The sequence below is a fragment of the Rhodoferax sp. PAMC 29310 genome (assembly GCF_017948265.1).
In the GTDB taxonomy this organism is placed as follows: Bacteria; Pseudomonadota; Gammaproteobacteria; order Burkholderiales; family Burkholderiaceae_C; genus Rhodoferax.
In genome coordinates, this window is record NZ_CP072852.1 from 62840 (window position 1) to 81220 (window position 18381).

Here is an 18381-nt window from a genome sequence, read left to right on the forward strand (position 1 = left end):
CGAGAGCTGCCGGGATATCTATTCTAACTGCTGGGTGTTTTTGCCGGTTCCGACCCCTTAGTCTCCATCAAGCATGGGCTTTGGAGGGGAGCCCCGTGGAACGCGTTTTTGTGTTTTGAGCTGTGTCCGCGACCCCGCTGTCGCGCTATGCGGCCGGTTGACGCCTGGTTTATGGGGTTAATTTGGAGAGGATGACCCCCCAGCGCCTAAAATCCGGGTTTCGACTGAAGGATGTGATTGCCCCATGGCCACTGCTGCTAAACCCCCGTCCAATGCTCCGGCCAGCTATGAAGCGGCCCTGGAAGAGTTAGAGCAGTTGCTGGCGCGGCTGGAATCGGGCGACATGCCGCTGGCACAGCTTCTCACGCAATACCAGCGTGGCGCCACGCTGCTGAAGTACTGTCGCGACCAGTTGGAAGCTGTGGAGGGGCAGATCAAGGTATTGGACCAAGGCCCACTCAAAACATGGACACCTGAGTAAAGATGGCAACGGTTTTTGACCTGACGGCCTGGAACGCCGCGCAATTGGTGCGTGTCGAGCAGGCCTTGAATCAATGGGTAACGGCAGATGCGCCAGTGGGCGTGGACCACGGGGCGCCCGCGGCGTTGGTAGAGGCCATGCGTTATGCCGTGCTGGATGGCGGCAAGCGCTTGCGCCCCTTGCTCGTCATGGCCGCGTGGGAGGCGGTGTGTGGCGATGCGCCACTGGCCAGTCACGATGCCGAGTCGGCCATGCGTGCCGCGTGCGCGGTGGAACTGATTCATGCCTATTCCCTGGTCCATGACGATATGCCTTGCATGGACAACGATGTGCTGCGCCGGGGCAAGCCCACGGTGCATGTGAAGTTTGGCGAAGCCAGCGCCCTGCTGGCCGGCGACGCCTTGCAGGCCTTGGCGTTTGAGTTGTTGACTCCGGAAAGCGCGACCATGGCCGGCGAACGACAAGCCTTGCTGTGCCGCTTGTTGGCTCGCGCCGCGGGCAGCGGTGGCATGGCGGGTGGGCAAGCCATTGATTTGGCCAGCGTCGGCGTGAATTTGACGGAAAACCAGTTGCGTGAAATGCACCGCCTCAAAACTGGCGCTTTGCTGGAAGCCAGTGTCATGATGGGCGCGGCTTGTGGCCAGGCATCGCCAAAGACCTTGTCAGCGCTGCAAAGCTATGGCGCGGCCATGGGATTGGCGTTTCAGGTCGTGGACGATATTCTGGATGTGACGGCGGACTCTGCCACGCTGGGAAAAACGGCGGGGAAAGATGCCGAGCAGGACAAGCCCACTTATGTGTCGCTGATGGGGTTGGAGCGCTCAGCGGCGTTCGCCCAGGAATTGTTGACACAGGCACGTTTGGCCTTGGCTGAGAGCGGGTTGTCAAATACCGACGCGTTGCAAGGCCTGGCAGACATGGTCGTCAACCGCGCGAGTTGAGCAAGTCGTGATTCACGGTTTGTACCTCGATATTTATGAGAAATTGGCTGCTAGCGCTGTTAAAACAAGCGTTGGAAGCTACTAAAACGATAGCGTATGTTGAATAATTTGTACCCACTGCTAAATACCATCAATGACCCCGTGGCCTTGCGTCTGCTGCCGCGCGGCCAATTGACGCAGTTGGCGGACGAGTTGCGAGCCTACGTGCTGAACAGTGTCGCCAAAACCGGGGGGCACCTCAGCTCCAACCTGGGCACCGTCGAGCTCACCTTGGCCTTGCACTACGTGTTCAATACGCCGCATGACCGTGTGGTGTGGGATGTGGGCCATCAAACTTACCCGCACAAAATATTGACCGGTCGGCGTGACCGCATGGATTCCCTGCGTCAAATGGGCGGCTTGAGTGGTTTTCCCCAACGCGCCGAGAGCGAGTACGACGACTTTGGCACCGCCCACTCCAGCACCTCCATTTCCGCCGCGCTGGGCATGGCACTGGCCGCGAAAATCAAGGGCGAAGATCGCCGGGCCATTGCGGTCATTGGTGACGGCGCGCTGACGGCAGGCATGGCGTTTGAGGCGCTGAACAATGCCGGCGTGGCGGACTGCAACCTGCTGGTCATCCTGAATGACAACGACATGAGCATCAGCCCCCCCGTGGGCGCTTTGAACCGCTACCTGGCCAAGCTGATGAGTGGCCAGTTTTACGCTGCCGCCAAGAATGCAGGCAAAACGGTTCTCAAAGGCGCACCGCCCCTGTTCGAGTTGGCGAAACGCTTCGAGGAAACCGCCAAAGGCATGGTGGTGCCCGCCACCTTGTTTGAAAAGTTTGGATTCAACTACATCGGCCCCATTGATGGTCATGACCTGGATTCCCTGATTCCGACGTTGGAAAACATCAGCCACTTGAAGGGCCCTCAGTTCCTTCATGTGGTCACCAAAAAAGGCCAAGGCTATAAATTGGCCGAGGCCGACCCTGTGGCTTACCATGGTCCCGGCAAATTTGATCCGGCCGTCGGCTTGCAAAGCCCCAAGACGCCAAGCAAGCAAACCTTCACTCAGGTGTTTGGCCAGTGGCTGTGTGACATGGCTGCCAAAGACAATCGACTGGTTGGCATCACGCCTGCCATGCGAGAAGGTTCCGGCATGGTGGAGTTTGAGAAGCGATTTCCTCAGCGCTACTTTGATGTGGGTATCGCCGAACAACATGCTGTCACCTTTGCCGCTGGTCTGGCCTGCGAAGGGCTGAAGCCAGTGGTGGCGATCTACTCGACCTTTCTACAACGCGGCTACGATCAGTTGATTCATGACGTGGCAATTCAAAACCTGCCGGTCGTTTTTGCACTGGACCGCGCCGGTCTGGTGGGGGCCGACGGCGCCACTCATGCCGGTGCTTACGACATTCCGTTCCTGCGATGCATTCCCAACATCAGCGTCGCCTGCCCCGCGGACGAAAACGAATGCCGGCAGTTGCTCAGCACTGCCTTTGAGCAGGATCACCCGGTGGCGGTGCGTTATCCCCGTGGCGCGGGCGCGGGCATTGCGCCCCAAGCCAGTCTTGAGGGGCTACCCTTTGGCAAGGGGGAAGTCAAACGCCAAGGCAAGGGCGTGGCCATTCTCGCCTTTGGAACATTGTTGTATCCAGCGCTGGAGGCCGCGCAGGCGCTCAATGCCACCGTGGTCAATATGCGATGGGTGAAGCCGCTGGACACAGTATTGCTGTTGCAGGTCGCCGCCGAGAACGATGCCTTGGTGACGGTGGAAGAGGGCGCTGTGATGGGCGGCGCCGGCAGTGCTGTGCTTGAGGCGCTACAAGCCGGTGGCGTCGTCAAGCCCGTTCTGCAGTTGGGATTGCAGGACGAGTTCATTGAACATGGCGACCCCGCCAAGCTGTTGGCTCTGCAGGGACTGGACGCGAGCGGGATTCAGACGTCGGTGGCAAATCGCTTTGCGGCCCATTTGGATACCTCGCTGCCAGCGTTGAAGGCTGTGGCCTGAGCGGCATCAAACGCACCCGCGGGTCATGCTGACGTCCGCTGACAGCTTACTGTCAGGCCCGCAAGGGAAAACCCCCGGGACGCGGGCGTATCAGATTCCTACAATAGAGAATGACTCTCAACAGTCGTCGCCCTGCAAGTTTGGCAGGGCGTGATGTTTACCAATAACTTCAGGAGTGAATTCAATGGATCGTCGTTCCGTTATTAAAAACGCTGGTATCGCTGGCGTGCTGGCCGCAGGTGCAGCACCCGCTGCCTTTGCTCAGGGCGCCACTATTCGTTGGCGCTTGGCTTCCAGCTTCCCGAAGGCCTTGGACACAATTTATGGCGCGGCCGAGTCCTTCGCCAAGCGGGTGGGCGAGATGTCTGGTGGCAAGTTCATCATCACCGTGCATGCCGGCGGCGAGCTGATGCCCGCGTTTGGTGTCGTTGACGGTGTGCAAAATGCCACGGTTGAAATGGCACATACGGCACCGTACTACTTCCACGGCAAGGATGAGACCTTTGCCTTGGCCTGTGCGATTCCGTTTGGATTGAACAGTCGACAAATGACGGCTTGGATGTATGACGGCAATGGTCTCAAGCTGACGCGCGAGTTCTACGCCAAGTACAACATCATCAACTTCCCCATGGGCAATACGGGTGCCCAAATGGGCGGCTGGTACCGCAAGCCAATCAAGTCCGTTGAGGACATCAAAGGCCTGAAAATGCGCCTGGGCGGCTTCGCTGGCCGCGTGATGGAGCGCATGGGTGCCATTCCCCAAAACATTCCTGGCGGCGAGGTTTACCAAGCCCTGGAAAAAGGCACGATTGACGCTGCCGAATGGGTCGGACCTTATGATGACCAGAAGCTGGGCTTCAATAAAGTTGCTCCGATCTATCACTACCCAGGATGGTGGGAGGGCGGCCCTCAGCTGGACTTGTTCGTCAATGACAAAGCCTTCGCTTCCTTGTCGCCAGAATACAAAGCCATGATCGAGAACGCGGCTGCGTACGCCCACACGGAAATGCAGGCCAAGTACGATGCCCGCAATCCTAAGGCGTTGAAGGAATTGGTTGCTGCCAAGACGCAAGTTCTTCCATTCCCGAAAGATGTGATGGATTTGGCATTCAAAGAGTCCATGGCTCTTTATGCAGAAATCAGTGCCAAGAACGCGAGCTGGAAAAAGATGTACGACGATTACGCTGCGTTCCGTAAAGACCAGAACTTGTGGTTCCGCTTCACTGAAGCCCGTTTTGACGGCTTTATGCAGTCACAAAAACTGTAAACGCCTTCAGCGTTCATAGTAAAAACCGCGCTAAGGCGCGGTTTTTTTGTGCCCAAAGCAGCGTCTCCTTCGTGCCTAGGCGGCTGACCCGGGGCGTACCCATGTCTTCTCAGCCGTTCAGCGTCTTGGGGAGTCGGGAATAGATACCTGATAGGCCTGGAGGGAGTGAATTGGGTGACCGTACGATTAAACGGGGGCACGGAGCCCGTTTCACTGGATCGCTCGGGAAGGCTGCTCTGAAACTGACGTAGAGATAGAGATCTGACCCCGCTGCACAGCGTGGATTTCTTGTCTTGAAAAGGTGACAGCCTTCCACCTATCGGTGGATGAGTTTGCAAGCTGCTTCCGTCAATAAAAAACCGCGCCAAGGCGCGGTTTTTTATTGATAGAGCCCGCCCTCAGGCCGGGCTCTATTGACCATAAAGGGCTGCTATTTCCCTGCGGCCTTCTTGGCTGCAGCCTTGTCAATGGCCTCTTGCATCACCGCCATGGGGTCCAGAGGTTTGACCTCTTCTTTGCCCATATCGTCCATCGCATCCATAGGGTCCGAAGAAGAGGGCTCAGTGAACCCACCTTGTAACAACTCCATGACGTCCGCATTGCTGAGCTTCTTTTCCTTCTCGAAGTTACCCGTCACGAGCGTCGGGTACATCATGATGGCCACAATCATCATGAGTTGCAGACAGATGAAGGCGATGGAGCCTTTGTAGATCTCATTGGTCGTCACAGCTTTGATGTCCTCGCCCGTCACCCGGTCCTTGTAATCGAACTTGGCGGCCACACTGCGTAGGTAGAACAGGGCGAAGCCAAACGGCGGGGTGAGGAACGAAGTCTGCAAGTTCATGGCAATGATCACGCCAAACCAAATCATGGCCTGGTCAGCGGTCATGCCAGGAATCAGTCCAGGCAAAATCTTCTCGGCCACGGGCGCCAATAAGGGAATCACGATGAACGCGATCTCAAAGAAGTCAATGAACATGCCCAGAATGAAGACCAGGATGTTGACCACTATCAGAAAGCCCCAGCCGCCGCCTGGCATGTCGTGAAACAAGCTCTCAACCCAAATGTGGCCGTCAGCTGCATTGAATGTGAAGCTGAACACGGTGGAGCCGATCAGGATGAACAGCACGAAAGACGCCAGTTTGGCCGTATTGTCCAGCGCTTGGTTCAACAGTGGCCATGACAGGCGGCGTTTGCCGACGGCCAGAATCAGAGCGCCCAACGCGCCCATCGCGCCACCTTCGGTCGGTGTTGCCACACCTAAAAAGATCGTGCCCAAGACCAGAAAGATCAGGATCAGCGGTGGCATCAAGACAAAAGTGACTTGCTCGGCCAGGCGAGAGAGCAAGCCCATGCCCGACACCCGGTTGAAGATGGCCAGAACCAGGCCAGTGATGGATGCCAGCGTCATGGACATGATCACCACTTCATCTCCAGCCGATGGCATGCTGCGCTCCAGCCACTGGGTCATGAGGCCATCGTGCACGTGCGCCCATCCAAACCCGACTGCTGCGCAAATGACGAACAGGGCGAGTAGTGAGATATGGCCGGAGTTGCCATTCTTTTCCCGGTAAATACGGGCTTCAACAGGCAAAGCTGGCACCAGTTTGGGCTGAAAAATAGCGACGACCACGATGAACAGAATGTACAGACCCACCAGCAACAAGCCAGGTAACAGCGCGCCGGAGTACATGTCGCCTACAGAACGACCCAACTGGTCAGCCAGAACAATCAGAACGAGAGACGGTGGAATCGCCTGCGCCAGTGTTCCCGAGGCGGTGATCGCCCCCGTTGCGATGACCCGGCTGTAGCCGTATCGAAGCATGATGGGCAGGGAAATCAAACCCATTGAGATTACTGCCGCGGCGACGACACCGGTGGTCGCTGCCAGCAAGGCGCCGACCAGAATAACGGCAATGGCCAGACCGCCACGCAAGGGGCCAAACACCTGCCCAACGGTTTCGAGCAAATCTTCCGCCATTCCGGATCGCTCCAAAATGATGCCCATGAAGGTGAAGAACGGAATGGCCAGCAAAGTGTCGTTTTGCATGATGCCAAACATGCGCAGTGGCAGCGCCTGAAACAGGGACGCCGGAATCAGCCCAGCTTCCATGCCGATAAAGCCAAAACCCAGACCGGTCGCGGCTAGCGCGAAGGCCACTGGAAAACCAGTCAGCAGCAGGACGAACAGTCCGCCAAACATAAGGGGCACAAATTGTTGTGCCAGAAAGGTGGTCTGCATTTAGTTATCTCCCGCCAATTTGCGTGCGGCCAAGGCCTCAAGTTCTTCTAGATGTTTTTGTTCGTCAGATTTCGAATTTTCATGAGAAATAACGTCAGGACCCTGACCAAAAAGAAACGCAATACGTTTGATGAGTTCAGAGACGCCTTGGAACATCAGCAAGGCAAAGCCAGCGGGTACCAGTGCATAAACGGGCCAGCGGATCAGGCCGCCCGCATTGCTCGACATTTCTCCGCTGAAGTAGGCCTGGGTAAACAGAGGCCAACTCAGGATGATCATCAGGGCACAAAATGGAAACAGCACAACAATAATGCCGACTGCGTCGATCCAGTTGCGTGTGCGCGCTGAGAGTTTGGATGCAATGAAGTCAATGCGCACGTGGGAGTTTCGGAGGAAGCCATAGCCGGCGCCCAGTAAAAAGACGGCGGCAAAGATGTACCACTGAATTTCCAGAAGGCTGTTTGATCCGATGCCGAATAGTTTTCGGACAATGGCGTTGCCGGCGCTGATCAGCGTGGTGGCCAGAATCAGCCACATGGTGAATTTTCCGATCCAGGTGGTGATCTGGTCGATCACCCTGGACAGGGCGAGAAATGGGGTCATACTGTCTCCATAATATTGAGCTTTTTTGCCTTCGATGTGTCGGGTCCAAGCGCCCGCACAGGTACCGTCCGGTAGGCCGTCTAGGTTAACCTTTTGTCACTGATAAATACCTGACGGTTGGCGTCAAAGTCCTAGGGTAAATACCGAGATTTTGATAGGTATAAACCCTAGTTTTTGACGATCGTTGAGTGATGGTTGCACAATGGGTCAGGACTTTTTGATGCAAACACTTACCCATTCCTCCATTGACTCCCCTCGTATGCGGCGGGCAGGGCGCGATCTGTTGTCTTTGGCGCTGATGGACGCGCGCAACCACTCCCTATATTTGTTGTCTTTTTTTGAGCGCGCGCTGGCCTCGGATGACTTCGCGGTCCCCATGTTGGCTGAGCTCAATCCGCCACTTTGGGAGTTGGGTCACATCGGGTGGTTTCAGGAGGCTTGGGTGGCGCGCAATTTGACCCGCCATCTGGGGCGCCAATCCAATGGTTCGGCCCCCCGTTTGGCGTCCGTCGAGGTCAATGCCGACCGTTGGTGGGACTCGTCATTGGTCGCTCATGACACCCGGTGGTCATTGGATTTGCCAGACTTGGCGCAGACCAAGGCCTATTTGCTTGAAACTTTAGAGTGCACGCTGGAGTTGCTGGAAAAGGCGCCAGACACCGACGAAGCCCTGTACTTCTACCGGCTGGCGCTGTTTCATGAAGACATGCACGCTGAAGCCCTGATCCGCATGGCTCAGACGCTGAACCTCCCTTTGGATATCAGCCGCCCTGGACCTGGCATATTGCGGGAGGCGATGTTGCTGCCTGCAACCCGGTGGTCCCTGGGCTTGACAGGTCAGGACGGGTTTAGCTTTGACAATGAGCGACCCGCGCACGAGGTGTCCGTCCCGGAATTCGAAATTGATGCCCAAGCGGTGACTTGGGCCCAATTCGTTGAGTTTGTGGACGACGGGGGTTATGACCGTTCCGAGTTTTGGCACCCCAGGGGCTGGCGCTTTGTTCAAGCGGGGGAGCGGCGTGCGCCCCGCTATGTGGAACAGATTGGCGTGGCCAGTGGCGCCGTCATGCAAACCTGTTTTGGTACTCCGCATCGAATGTTGGGTTCCCAACCAGCGATGCACCTGAGTTGGTGGGAGGCGGATGCATGGTGCCGGTGGGCCGGGCGGCGCTTGCCCGCCGAGGTTGAATGGGAAATAGCGGCACACACGGCTGCAGGACGCGGCTTTCGCTGGGGCGAGGTCTGGGAATGGATGGGCACGTCATTTCGGGGTTACCCCGGGTTTGAGGCAGACCCCTATCGTGATTATTCGGAGCCCTGGTTTGAGACGCACAAGGTTTTGCGAGGCGCATCTTTCGCCACCCGGGCCCGCATGAAGCACCCCAAATACCGCAATTACGCCTTGCCTGCCAGGGACGACTTGTTTGCCGGGTTCAGGTCTTGCGCGGTTTAGGAGGCTGACAGGCCCAACTCTCCCATCTCTGCTTCGGTGAAGAGTCTCGATCGGGTGTGAAAGGCCTTGCCCTCAGGACCCTCCAATGAAAACGTGCCGCCATGGCCGTCAATCACGTCGATGATGAGTTGGGTGTGTTTCCACGTCTCGTATTGCGATGTACTGATGAAGAACTGGGCTCCGCCGATTTCACCCAGAAACACATCGCCCGCACCCATTGTGATCTCGCCTGGCAGGTAGCAATTGGCTGCACTGTTGTCACAGCAGCCTCCGCTTTGATGAAACATGACGGTGCCATGTTTCTTCTGTAAAAACTCAACAAGCTCAAGTGCTGCTTGCGTGGCCACCACTTTTTCAACCATTTGTTTCTCCTTGAAAAAAGGAGCAGTCGCCTGCCCCTTTGGGATCGAATTTGGTTCAATGGGCCGAGATCAGAAGAATCCCAGCTTGCTTTCGCTGTAGCTGACCAATAGATTTTTGGTTTGCTGGTAATGGCTCAACATCATCTTGTGATTTTCGCGGCCCACGCCGGATTCCTTGTAGCCACCAAAAGCGGCGTGCGCGGGGTAGGCGTGGTAACAGTTGGTCCAGACGCGTCCGGCCTTGATGGCGCGACCCATGCGGTAGGCCACATTGCCATTTCGGCTCCACACGCCGGCGCCCAAGCCGTACAGAGTGTCGTTGGCCAGTGCAAGCGCCTCGGCTTCATCTTTGAAGGTTGTGACCGCCAACACAGGTCCAAAAATCTCTTCCTGGAAGATGCGCATTTTGTTGTGACCCTTGAACAGGGTGGGCTTGACGTAATAGCCGCCTGCCAGATCGCCTTCCAGGTGCGCCTGCTCCCCGCCTATCAAGACCTCTGCACCTTCCTGGCGACCCAGATCAAGGTAGGACATGATCTTGGTCAGCTGCTCTTTGGATGCCTGCGCACCCATCATGGTGTCGGTATCCAGCGGGTTGCCTTGCACAATGGCGGCCACACGCTTGAGCACGCGTTCCATGAAACGGTCGTAAATGGATTCCTGAATCAGTGCGCGGGACGGGCAGGTGCAAACCTCGCCTTGGTTAAAGGCAAACAACACCATGCCTTCAATGGCTTTGTCCAGAAAGCTGTCGTCTTTGTCCATGACGTCCGCAAAGAAGATGTTGGGCGACTTGCCGCCCAGCTCCAGCGTGGCCGGGATCAGGTTGTTGGCGGCGGCCTGTGCAATCACGCGCCCTGTGCTGGTAGAGCCGGTGAACGCAATTTTGGCAATGCGCTTGCTGGTGGCCAACGGCATTCCAGCTTCGCGGCCATAACCGTTCACGATGTTGAGCACGCCGGGCGGGAGCAGGTCGGCAATCAATTCCGCAAGAATCAACAGGCTGATGGGGGTGGACTCGGCGGGCTTGAGCACCACGCAGTTGCCCGCGCCAATGGCGGGTGCCAATTTCCAGGCGGCCATCAGGATGGGGAAGTTCCAGGGAATGATCTGGTCGACAACGCCCAAGGGTTCCTGAAAGTGGTAGGCGACAGTGTCGCCATCCAGATCACTCAAGCCGCCTTCCTGTGCTCGCACACAACCCGCAAAGTAGCGAAAGTGGTCCACGGCCAGGGGAATGTCAGCATTTATGGTTTCGCGAATCGGCTTGCCGTTGTCTATGGTCTCGGCATAGGCCAGCATTTCGATATTGGCTTCGATGCGATCAGCGATTTTGTTCAGAATGTTGGCACGCGCCGTTGGCGTGGTGCGACCCCAGGCGTCTGCTGCCGCGTGGGCGGCGTCGAGGGCCAGCTCAATGTCTTCGGCGCCCGAGCGGGCGGCCTGTGAGTAGGGCTTGCCGTTGATGGGCGTGATGACATCAAAGTACTCGCCCTTGACCGGGGCCACGAATTTCCCGCCAATGAAGTTGTCGTATTTGGGTTTGAAAATCACTTTGGCGCCGGCAGTGCCGGGTGCTGCGTAAATCATGGTGTGTCCTCGAATTGGTCTTGGGTGGTGAATTGCCGTTGCGGGCCATGATTTGTATCAAGTCCCGTGCCAAGTACCAGGCGGTTCGCTATGTTGTTGATTTCAAAAGAGTTTGAAAATTGGACTCGGTACTTTCCCTAGGCAGTTGCTGTGTTCCAAAACGTGACACCTGTTGCGTTGTGGAGCGTCCACTCAGACCCATTGGCTATGTAGAAAACTTCCGATGGCCGAGTTACTCACAGCTAGGTACCATGTGCCTAGAGACCTCTAAAGCGTGAGCCTAAAAAACTGGTCCAGGAGACAACGTGCAACCTTCATTTCCCGAAGCCGCCTTGCGACAGGCGCGACTGCAACTCATAGAGCATGGAGACTGTGCGAGCAATGGGCTGGATGACCGGCTGGTGCGTTCCTGGCAGCGCAGCCTCGCTGCAGGGCTACTGCCCGCGGGACGTCCGGTAGATACGCCTCACTCCAGTGGCAATGCCTTGCGCCAGACCATGGCGTCGAATCACGAGTTATTGGCCCACTCCCGCCCCGTGATGGCCTACTTGTACGAGCAGGTTCGCCATGCGCAAGGCATGGTCGTGCTGGCCGACCAGCATGGCACCCTGATCCACACCATGGGGCATGTCGATTTTCTTGGCAAGGCAGACCAGGTGGCGCTCAGCTGTGGCGCGTCCTGGCACGAAGGCCACCGGGGCACCAACGCCATTGGCACGGCGCTGGCAGAAACGAGTGGGGTGGCGATTCACGGTGCCGAGCACTTTTTTGAGCGCAACAGTTTCCTCACCTGCACGGCCGCGCCCATCATGTCGGCGCGTGGAGAGTTGTTAGGCATTCTGGATATTTCAGGAGATCAGCGGGGAGGGCATCCGCACACCCTTGGGCTGGTCAACACCGCGGCCAATATGATCGAAAACCGCTTGGTCATTGCCAGTTGCAAGCGCGACATTCGACTGCACTTGCATCCGCAGCTGGAAGGCATTGGCACGGTCGCCGAGGGCATTGTGGCGCTTTCCGACGACGGTTGGCTGGTAGGGGCGAACCGCAACGCGCTGGCCATGTTGCAGTTGAGTGCTGGCGACCTCAATGCCTTGCCCCTGAGTCGACTGGTGGACGTGGCGCTGGAGGAGTTGTTGACGCGTCACCGCCGGCGACCGGGGCAGCCCACCCAGATTCGGCTGCGTGATGGCAGCGTTTTGTTTGCCCAGGTTTATGCGAATTTGTCGACCGTGTCGGCGACGTCGCCAAAGGCTGCTGCAACGGCAACTCGCCATGCCGATGCCCTTTGCAAATTTGACACCGGTGACCGTTTGTGGCGTGTTGCTGCGGACAAGGTCAGGCGGGTATTGGACAAACCCATCCCTGTTTTGATCCAGGGTGCATCCGGCGTAGGAAAAGAACTTTTTGCGCGCGCAGCCCATGACGCGGGCCCTCGCCGCGACAAACCCTTTGTGGCCATCAATTGCGCCGCCTTGCCCGAACATTTGATTGAGGCGGAGTTATTTGGCTACGCCCCAGGAGCCTTCACGGGCGCACTGCGGGAAGGCAGTTTGGGCCGGCTGCGTGAGGCCGATGGCGGCACATTGTTCTTGGACGAAATTGGCGATATGCCCTTGGCCATGCAAACCCGCCTGCTGCGTGTGCTGCAGGAGCGACGGGTGACGCCTGTTGGCGGCGGGCACTCGGTTGCCGTTGATTTCGCCTTGGTATGCGCCACCCATTTCAAACTGCGGGAAGATGCTGAGCAGGGGCGCTTTCGCAGTGATCTGTATTACCGAATCAATGGGCTGACCGTGCAACTGCCTGCCTTGCGTGAACGCAGCGACTTTGCGGCGTTGACAGCGCAAATGCTGGGAAGCTTCAATCCGGGCCGCGAAATTCAATTGGCGCCCGCGTTACACCAGCGTCTCAGTGAATACGATTGGCCGGGGAATCTGCGTCAGTACGCCAACGTGTTGCGCACCGCCAGCGCCATGCTGGACACCCACGACGAATGGATCGACGAGGTGCACTTGCCTGACGACATGATCGAGGCGCTTTAGTCGTCAAATGACATGCCTTTGTCCGCCCAACGTGTCGCCGCACCTCAGAATTTGGACGCCTTGTCGCGGCAAGCCATTCAACAAGCTTTGCTGCACAGCACCGGCAACATCTCTCAAGCGGCCCGCCAACTGGGCATCAGCCGGCAAACGCTTTACCGCAAAATCAAAGAGCAGGCAGCGCTTCAATAAGCTGTTTTTGTTGGCGGTAGTCCCACCAGGGAAGCACCCGCCTCAACGACAAAACTTCGCCACTTTGCAGGGGTGACTGGCCCGCCATACGGGCCACTTCGGCCTGCCATTCCGGCGTTTTCAGGAGTTTCAGCAAGGCCTCGATGCCGGGTTGCTTCAATGCCGACTTAAGACATACCAGGTGGTAACGCTCCTGCGCCAGGGGCACAAAGTCCAACCCGGCGCGCTCAGCGGCAGCCGCAATGCCCAGACCCGTGTCACGCTGGCCCGAGGCCACGGCATGAGCCACGGCGGCATGAGACGGCTCGCTATGGTCGTAGCCCTTGATGGCCTGTGCGCTGACCTCGGTTTGGCTCAATAGCTCGTCCAGCACCACACGGGTGCCCGTGCCTAGGGCGCGGTTGGCGTAACGTGCTTCACGCTTGGCCACGTCCTGCAAGGAGTGAAGGTTCAAGGGGTTTCCCTTGTGCACCATCAGGCCTTGGGTGCGCTGGGAAAAACCGATGATTTTGTGCAAGCCCGGTTGAAGCAATGGCTTGTAGGTGCGTTCCGTGAGCGTTTTTCTGACCGTGTTTTGGAGGGTATGAAAACCCGCCATCACGCACCGTCCCTCGTTGAGCGCGCGGATGGCGTCCACACTGCCGGTAAAGCGAATGTCCAGGTGAAGTTGCGTGGCACCCGCCACCCGACCCGGCTGCAAGGCGTGCTCGCGCAAGGCAGAAAGGGCGTCGTCGTGGCTGGCGTACAAGGTGACCACGTGGACGGCGTCGTCAAAGGCCTGGGCAAAACTGCGCTCCAGCTCCCCACGCAAAGCCTCAATTTGTGGAGCCAGCCTGGCCTGTGCCTGGCGCTCCGCCCACATCAGCTTGGCGCCAAATTCGCTCAGGCGGGCAGACTGACCTTTCTCCCACACCAGCAACTCATGGCCAAGCTCACCTTCCCAGCGCTTCAGTTCACCCCAAACATGGCGATAGGACAAACCCAGCGCCCGCGCCCCGCCTGAAATAGACCCTTGCGTGCTGACGGCTTGTAGCAAGTCAATCAAAGGGTTGCGCACCTGCGCCGGGCTGCTGTCACGCGAGAGGGTGTAGTGGAGTTGAAGCCTATGCACGTTGGTTCATATCGCCGGAAGTGAGTTCGATGGCTACGATACCGCAACTTATGAATTCCTTGACCGATAGCGTGGTGGCCGCGCTTCAACTCATTGCGTCGCTGGATGCGGGCCTGCTGGCCATCGTCGGCCGGTCGCTGGCCGTTAGTGCGACGGCCTGCTTGCTCGCCTGCGTGCTCGGCTTGGGGCTGGGCGCCTGGCTTGGTGTGGCCCGTTTTCCAGGCCGGGGCGCGGTGCAGGCGCTGTTGAACACGTTTTTGGCTGTGCCCTCGGTGGTGGTCGGTCTGGTGGTTTATTTGTTGTTGTCCCGCACCGGGCCGCTGGGTTTTTTGGGGTGGTTGTTTTCCTTCCAGGCCATGGTGCTTGCGCAAGCCTTGCTGGTCTTGCCGGTGGTGACGGCGCTAACGCGGCAGGCTGTTGAAGATGCAGAAAATACCCATGGCGAGCAACTCCGCTCCTTGGGCGCGCGACCCATGTTGCGCAGCTTGTTGCTGGCTTGGGATGAGCGCTACGCCATGCTGACCGTTGTCATTGCGTCGTTTGGCAGGGCGATCTCCGAGGTGGGTGCGGTGATGATTGTGGGCGGTAATATTGATGGTTTTACTCGCGTGATGACCACCGCCATTGCCCTCGAAACCAGCAAAGGCGATTTGCCGCTGGCCTTGGGCTTGGGGCTGGTGTTGCTGGGGGTAGTACTGTTTTTGAACGCGCTGATTTCCGTCTTACGGTACTGGCGCGAGCGCTCTGAATACGCTGAACGTCCGGGCGTGTCCCTAGGTGCCACTTACGTCAAGCCGGAGGCTTCTGCCCCCCGGTCAGTCATGGAGAGCTCGTCGTGAATCCGGTCTGCCAGTTGACCTTAGCGTGCGTCCACTTCGGCCGGGCCGAGCGTGCCGTGCACGCGCTGACTGACGTGAGTTTGAGTATTCGCCCAGGAGAGCGCGTGGCCTTGGTGGGCGCCAATGGTTGTGGAAAAAGCACCTTGCTGCGGGTGTTGCATGGCTTGGCGTCGCCAAGTTCCGGGCGCATGACGCGAGATCCGCTAGCCCGCCAGGCCATGCTGTTCCAACGACCCCATTTGCTGCGCCTGTCCGTGCAAAGCAATATTGCACTGGGGCTTTGGCTGCGCGGCACGGCGTGGCGGGACGCCAAACCGTTGGCGCTGGCGGCGCTGGCCAAAGTGGGTTTGAGTGACCTAGCGTTGCGCCCGGCGCGCAAATTGTCAGGCGGGCAGCAGCAGCGTGTGGCCCTGGCCCAGGCCTGGGCACTCAGTCCGCAGGTGCTGTTTCTTGACGAGCCAACGGCCAGCTTGGACCCCCATGCCAAGCGGGATGTGGAGGCGTTGATTGAGTCGTTTGCCGATCAGTCCTCTGCCATGACCCTCGTGTTCGCCAGCCACAACCTTGGACAGGTCAAGCGCCTGGCTAGCCGGGTGATTTACCTGGAGCAGGGCCGGGTACTGGCGGACCTGCCCGTCAACGATTTTTTCAGCGGGCCCTTGCTGCAAACGCATTACCCCGAAGCCCATTCATTTATCAAAGGTGAAACCGCATGACCCAGAAGTTGCTATTTAAAAAATTCAAGTCTTTTAAGCCTCTGGCGTTAATGCAGTATGCGGTGGTAGCTACGTTTTTGATAGCGTATCCAGGCGTTCAGGCTCAGTCGGTTGTGGTGGCTTCAACGACCTCTACCGAGCAGTCAGGCCTCTTTGGCTACCTGCTGCCTGAATTCAAGAAGGCCCAAGGGCTGGATGTGAAAGTGGTGGCCTTGGGCACCGGGCAGGCCCTGGACATGGGGCGCCGCGGAGATGCCGATGTGCTGTTTGTGCATGACCAGGTGGCCGAAGAAAAAATCGTGGCCGACGGGTTTGCGGTGAAGCGCTTTCCCGTGATGTACAACGACTTTGTTCTGGTCGGTCCGGCATCTGACCCCGCCAAGACGAGGGGCAACGATATTGTGGAAGCGCTCAAAAAAGTCGCCTCGACCAACCACGCATTCATCTCGCGCGGTGACAAGAGTGGCACCCATGCCGCGGAGCTGAGGTTTTGGAAGATGGCGGCCGTGCCGGACGCCAAGGGGTCAGGCTACAAAGAGTGTGGCTGCGGCATGGGTCCGGCACTGAACATAGCCTCCAGCACGGGGGCTTATGCGTTGACCGATCGGGGCACTTGGTTGAACTTCAAAAATAGGGGTGATTTGGCGGTGTTGGTGGAAGGGGACAAGCGCTTGTTCAACCAATACGGCGTGATGCTGGTCAACCCCACCAAGCACCCGCACGTGAAGGCGGCAGACGGCCAGAAGTTCATTGACTGGGTGGTTTCTCCCATCGGCCAAGCCGTGATCGCCAGTTACAAAATCGGTGGCGAGCAACTGTTCTTTCCGAACGCTGAGAGGTAGTCAATAAGGGTTCAATGAGTGTATGGGTCTTGTCCCGCTCTCAACGATCCGATTGCACGGCTGGGGTGAAGAACAGGAATCTGCTTTTGCCTGCCGCTTTGGCGGCATACATGGCGGAATCCGCGTTCTTCACGAGTTGGCCCACACTTTTGGCGTGAACGCCAAGCATGGCAATGCCAATCGAGGCGCCGATGCGGGAATCCGTTTGCTGAAGGCTTGGCGGGAGCTTGATGGCTGCAATCACTCGTTCAGCCAAATGCGCCACTTCCTCCTGGTTTGCCGGGTTCTCAAACAGCAAAACAAACTCGTCTCCACCCAAGCGCGCCACCGTGTCAGTGGTTCGCAGAGTGTCTAAAAGGGTGTTGGTCACAAATTTCAACACTTCATCTCCCGCCGCGTGTCCCCATTGGTCATTGATTGATTTGAATCCGTCAAGATCGACAAAAAATAGTGCGAGATTTCGTCCCTCTCGTTGCGCCCGTGCCATGGATTGATCGAGTCGCTCCAATAAAAGGTGGCGGTTCGGGAGCCCAGTGAGTGGGTCGTGAAGCGCCAGATGTTTCGTGCGTTCATTCGTCTTCCATCTCGCCGTGATGTCGCTGAATACCGATACATAGCGCGCCGCCTTGCCGTCAGCCCCGCGAATCATCGAGATGCTCTGCCAGGCCATGTAGGTGTCACCGTCCTTCCGACGTTCCCAGACTTCCCCTTCCCAGTGACCTGTGGATTCAAGCGCTGTCCTCATCACTTCATACTCAGTGGGCTCGTGATGGGCGGCGTCCAGCACTCTGGGCACGCGACCCATCATCTCCTCAGCCGCGTAGCCGGTGATATCGGTGAAAGCCAAGTTGACGGACACCACTGTTTCATCCGCGCCAACAGTCATGACGCCCATCACTGATGCTGTCAAACACGCTGGCCGCCAGTTTCAGTTCAACTTCCGACTTCTTGAGCAGGGTGATGTCATTCATCAGCACGAAAAATCCAATAACTGCTGATTTTGAGTCGAAGTCCGGAATGTAAGTGGCGAGTAAATACGCCTGCTTTCCGTCTGATTTCTCAAACGGGCGCTCAAACTGTTCCGGTCGACCTTGCAAAACTTTGTCAATGTGGGGTTGATTGAGGGCCGTAACGGGCTGGCCCAGCAGTTCGATCATGGTTGAACCCACGGCGGAGTTCGGTGTTTTGGAAAATACTTGTTCGTAGGGCTTGTTGGCGAATCGGCAGACCAAGTCTTTGTCCCAATACGCGATCATGCCGGGAAGCCCGTCTGTCACCGTTTTGATAAAGCGTTCGCTTTTTGCCAACGCCTGCGAAGACGTTTGGGCAAAGTTTCGTGCTTTGAGCAGTTCGCCTTCGAATCGACTGCGCTCAAGAGAGACGAAAAGCACCCAGTAATAGCATTCAGCGCCGTCCAATATGCCCTTTTTGCTGTTGACGAGAATGGGCACTCGTTGACCCGTTGCGCCCAGCAATTGCAACTGGATCTCCTGTACCGAGCCTTGGGTCAGCAGCATTGGCCATACATGGGTCTGCAAGAAAATTCGGCTGGCGGGCGGCACTAAGTCGTCCAACGTCTTCAAGCGCCACTCAACGAGGGTGCCTTCTGTCAAGCGCAGCAGCTCGTAATTAGCCGCGAGCACGCGACCCGCACCATCTGTAGCAAGCACAGGGCAGGGGATCTGATTTAGAAGGTCCAAACGCG

The 18381-nt window shown here is 57.7% G+C and carries 17 protein-coding genes; 10 read left to right on the plus strand and 7 right to left on the minus strand.

Annotation, left to right across the window (positions count from 1 at the left end; genetic code table 11):
- Nucleotides 1–244 precede the first annotated feature (244 nt).
- The 4 genes from xseB to J8G15_RS00370 all read left to right on the plus strand — a co-directional run bounded on the left by xseB (nucleotide 245) and on the right by J8G15_RS00370 (nucleotide 4684).
- The gene (xseB, locus tag J8G15_RS00355; protein ID WP_210545146.1) at nucleotides 245–481 is read left to right on the plus strand and encodes an exodeoxyribonuclease VII small subunit; all 237 of its coding nucleotides are present in this window, start codon (nucleotides 245–247) and stop codon (nucleotides 479–481) included.
- 2 nt (nucleotides 482–483) lie between these two features.
- Nucleotides 484–1422: a polyprenyl synthetase family protein gene (locus J8G15_RS00360; RefSeq protein ID WP_210545148.1), complete on the plus strand. Its 939-nt coding sequence runs from the start codon at nucleotides 484–486 to the stop codon at nucleotides 1420–1422.
- Nucleotides 1423–1518: 96 nt separating this feature from the next.
- Nucleotides 1519–3417 carry a 1-deoxy-D-xylulose-5-phosphate synthase gene (gene dxs / locus J8G15_RS00365; RefSeq protein ID WP_210545150.1) on the plus strand — a complete coding sequence of 633 codons (1899 nt, stop codon included), beginning with the start codon at nucleotides 1519–1521 and terminating at the stop codon, nucleotides 3415–3417.
- Nucleotides 3418–3601: 184 nt separating this feature from the next.
- Nucleotides 3602–4684, plus strand: coding sequence for a TRAP transporter substrate-binding protein (locus J8G15_RS00370; protein ID WP_210545152.1), 1083 nt, complete (start codon nucleotides 3602–3604; stop codon nucleotides 4682–4684).
- Nucleotides 4685–5114: 430 nt separating this feature from the next.
- Here J8G15_RS00370 and J8G15_RS00375 read toward each other — a convergent pair whose 3' ends face one another.
- On the minus strand, nucleotides 5115–6926 hold the full coding sequence (locus tag J8G15_RS00375; RefSeq protein ID WP_210545154.1) for a TRAP transporter large permease subunit: 1812 nt from the start codon (nucleotides 6924–6926) through the stop codon (nucleotides 5115–5117).
- Nucleotides 6927–7529 (minus strand): TRAP transporter small permease subunit, encoded by a 603-nt coding sequence (locus J8G15_RS00380; protein ID WP_210545156.1) that lies wholly within the window; start codon nucleotides 7527–7529, stop codon nucleotides 6927–6929.
- Nucleotides 7530–7749: 220 nt separating this feature from the next.
- Between J8G15_RS00380 and senA the strand changes: the two genes are divergently transcribed.
- Nucleotides 7750–8982, plus strand: coding sequence for a selenoneine synthase SenA (gene senA / locus J8G15_RS00385; protein WP_240538399.1), 1233 nt, complete (start codon nucleotides 7750–7752; stop codon nucleotides 8980–8982).
- Here the strand turns inward: senA and J8G15_RS00390 are convergent.
- Together J8G15_RS00390 and J8G15_RS00395 are read right to left on the minus strand one after the other, a co-directional pair.
- Entirely contained in the window at nucleotides 8979–9344 is a 366-nt protein-coding gene (locus tag J8G15_RS00390) for a DUF779 domain-containing protein (RefSeq protein WP_210545159.1), read from the minus strand. The genes senA and J8G15_RS00390 overlap by 4 nt on opposite strands.
- A gap of 69 nt (nucleotides 9345–9413) precedes the next feature.
- Entirely contained in the window at nucleotides 9414–10934 is a 1521-nt protein-coding gene (locus J8G15_RS00395) for an aldehyde dehydrogenase family protein (RefSeq protein ID WP_210545161.1), read from the minus strand.
- Nucleotides 10935–11239: 305 nt separating this feature from the next.
- Here J8G15_RS00395 and J8G15_RS00400 point away from each other — a divergent pair, with 305 nt between their 5' ends.
- Nucleotides 11240–12979: a sigma-54-dependent Fis family transcriptional regulator gene (locus J8G15_RS00400; RefSeq protein WP_370627456.1), complete on the plus strand. Its 1740-nt coding sequence runs from the start codon at nucleotides 11240–11242 to the stop codon at nucleotides 12977–12979.
- A gap of 12 nt (nucleotides 12980–12991) precedes the next feature.
- On the plus strand, nucleotides 12992–13168 hold the full coding sequence (locus J8G15_RS21950; RefSeq protein WP_370627457.1) for a helix-turn-helix domain-containing protein: 177 nt from the start codon (nucleotides 12992–12994) through the stop codon (nucleotides 13166–13168).
- Here the strand turns inward: J8G15_RS21950 and J8G15_RS00405 are convergent.
- The gene (locus tag J8G15_RS00405; protein WP_210545163.1) at nucleotides 13143–14279 is read right to left on the minus strand and encodes a substrate-binding domain-containing protein; all 1137 of its coding nucleotides are present in this window, start codon (nucleotides 14277–14279) and stop codon (nucleotides 13143–13145) included. The genes J8G15_RS21950 and J8G15_RS00405 overlap by 26 nt on opposite strands.
- Before the next feature lie 50 nt (nucleotides 14280–14329).
- Between J8G15_RS00405 and J8G15_RS00410 the strand changes: the two genes are divergently transcribed.
- Genes J8G15_RS00410 through J8G15_RS00420 form a run of 3 tightly spaced genes read left to right on the plus strand, consistent with a single transcriptional unit; the run spans nucleotide 14330 to nucleotide 16676 of the window.
- A complete protein-coding gene (locus J8G15_RS00410; protein ID WP_210545165.1) occupies nucleotides 14330–15118 on the plus strand; it encodes an ABC transporter permease in 789 nt (262 codons plus the stop codon).
- On the plus strand, nucleotides 15115–15834 hold the full coding sequence (locus J8G15_RS00415; protein WP_210545167.1) for an ATP-binding cassette domain-containing protein: 720 nt from the start codon (nucleotides 15115–15117) through the stop codon (nucleotides 15832–15834). Before J8G15_RS00410 ends, J8G15_RS00415 begins: the two co-directional genes overlap by 4 nt.
- Nucleotides 15831–16676 carry a substrate-binding domain-containing protein gene (locus J8G15_RS00420; protein WP_210545168.1) on the plus strand — a complete coding sequence of 282 codons (846 nt, stop codon included), beginning with the start codon at nucleotides 15831–15833 and terminating at the stop codon, nucleotides 16674–16676. The genes J8G15_RS00415 and J8G15_RS00420 overlap by 4 nt, the downstream gene beginning before the upstream one ends.
- Before the next feature lie 40 nt (nucleotides 16677–16716).
- Here J8G15_RS00420 and J8G15_RS00425 read toward each other — a convergent pair whose 3' ends face one another.
- The gene (locus tag J8G15_RS00425; RefSeq protein ID WP_210545170.1) at nucleotides 16717–17562 is read right to left on the minus strand and encodes a sensor domain-containing diguanylate cyclase; all 846 of its coding nucleotides are present in this window, start codon (nucleotides 17560–17562) and stop codon (nucleotides 16717–16719) included.
- The gene (locus tag J8G15_RS00430; RefSeq protein ID WP_210545172.1) at nucleotides 17543–18346 is read right to left on the minus strand and encodes a PAS domain-containing protein; all 804 of its coding nucleotides are present in this window, start codon (nucleotides 18344–18346) and stop codon (nucleotides 17543–17545) included. Before J8G15_RS00430 ends, J8G15_RS00425 begins: the two co-directional genes overlap by 20 nt.
- Nucleotides 18347–18381: the final 35 nt, after the last annotated feature.

What these genes read in the sequence shown, in the direction of transcription:
- J8G15_RS00360 (WP_210545148.1), top strand. Translation starts at nt 484, where the DNA reads ATGGCAACGGTTTTTGACCTGACGGCCTGGAACGCCGCGCAATTGGTG.
- J8G15_RS00380 (WP_210545156.1), bottom strand. Translation starts at nt 7,529, where the DNA reads ATGACCCCATTTCTCGCCCTGTCCAGGGTGATCGACCAGATCACCACC.
- J8G15_RS00425 (WP_210545170.1), bottom strand. Translation starts at nt 17,562, where the DNA reads ATGACTGTTGGCGCGGATGAAACAGTGGTGTCCGTCAACTTGGCTTTC.
- J8G15_RS00420 (WP_210545168.1), top strand. Translation starts at nt 15,831, where the DNA reads ATGACCCAGAAGTTGCTATTTAAAAAATTCAAGTCTTTTAAGCCTCTG.
- J8G15_RS00395 (WP_210545161.1), bottom strand. Translation starts at nt 10,934, where the DNA reads ATGATTTACGCAGCACCCGGCACTGCCGGCGCCAAAGTGATTTTCAAA.
- J8G15_RS00410 (WP_210545165.1), top strand. Translation starts at nt 14,330, where the DNA reads ATGAATTCCTTGACCGATAGCGTGGTGGCCGCGCTTCAACTCATTGCG.
- J8G15_RS00370 (WP_210545152.1), top strand. Translation starts at nt 3,602, where the DNA reads ATGGATCGTCGTTCCGTTATTAAAAACGCTGGTATCGCTGGCGTGCTG.
- J8G15_RS00390 (WP_210545159.1), bottom strand. Translation starts at nt 9,344, where the DNA reads ATGGTTGAAAAAGTGGTGGCCACGCAAGCAGCACTTGAGCTTGTTGAG.
- senA (WP_240538399.1), top strand. Translation starts at nt 7,750, where the DNA reads ATGCAAACACTTACCCATTCCTCCATTGACTCCCCTCGTATGCGGCGG.
- xseB (WP_210545146.1), top strand. Translation starts at nt 245, where the DNA reads ATGGCCACTGCTGCTAAACCCCCGTCCAATGCTCCGGCCAGCTATGAA.
- J8G15_RS21950 (WP_370627457.1), top strand. Translation starts at nt 12,992, where the DNA reads ATGCCTTTGTCCGCCCAACGTGTCGCCGCACCTCAGAATTTGGACGCC.
- dxs (WP_210545150.1), top strand. Translation starts at nt 1,519, where the DNA reads ATGTTGAATAATTTGTACCCACTGCTAAATACCATCAATGACCCCGTG.
- J8G15_RS00375 (WP_210545154.1), bottom strand. Translation starts at nt 6,926, where the DNA reads ATGCAGACCACCTTTCTGGCACAACAATTTGTGCCCCTTATGTTTGGC.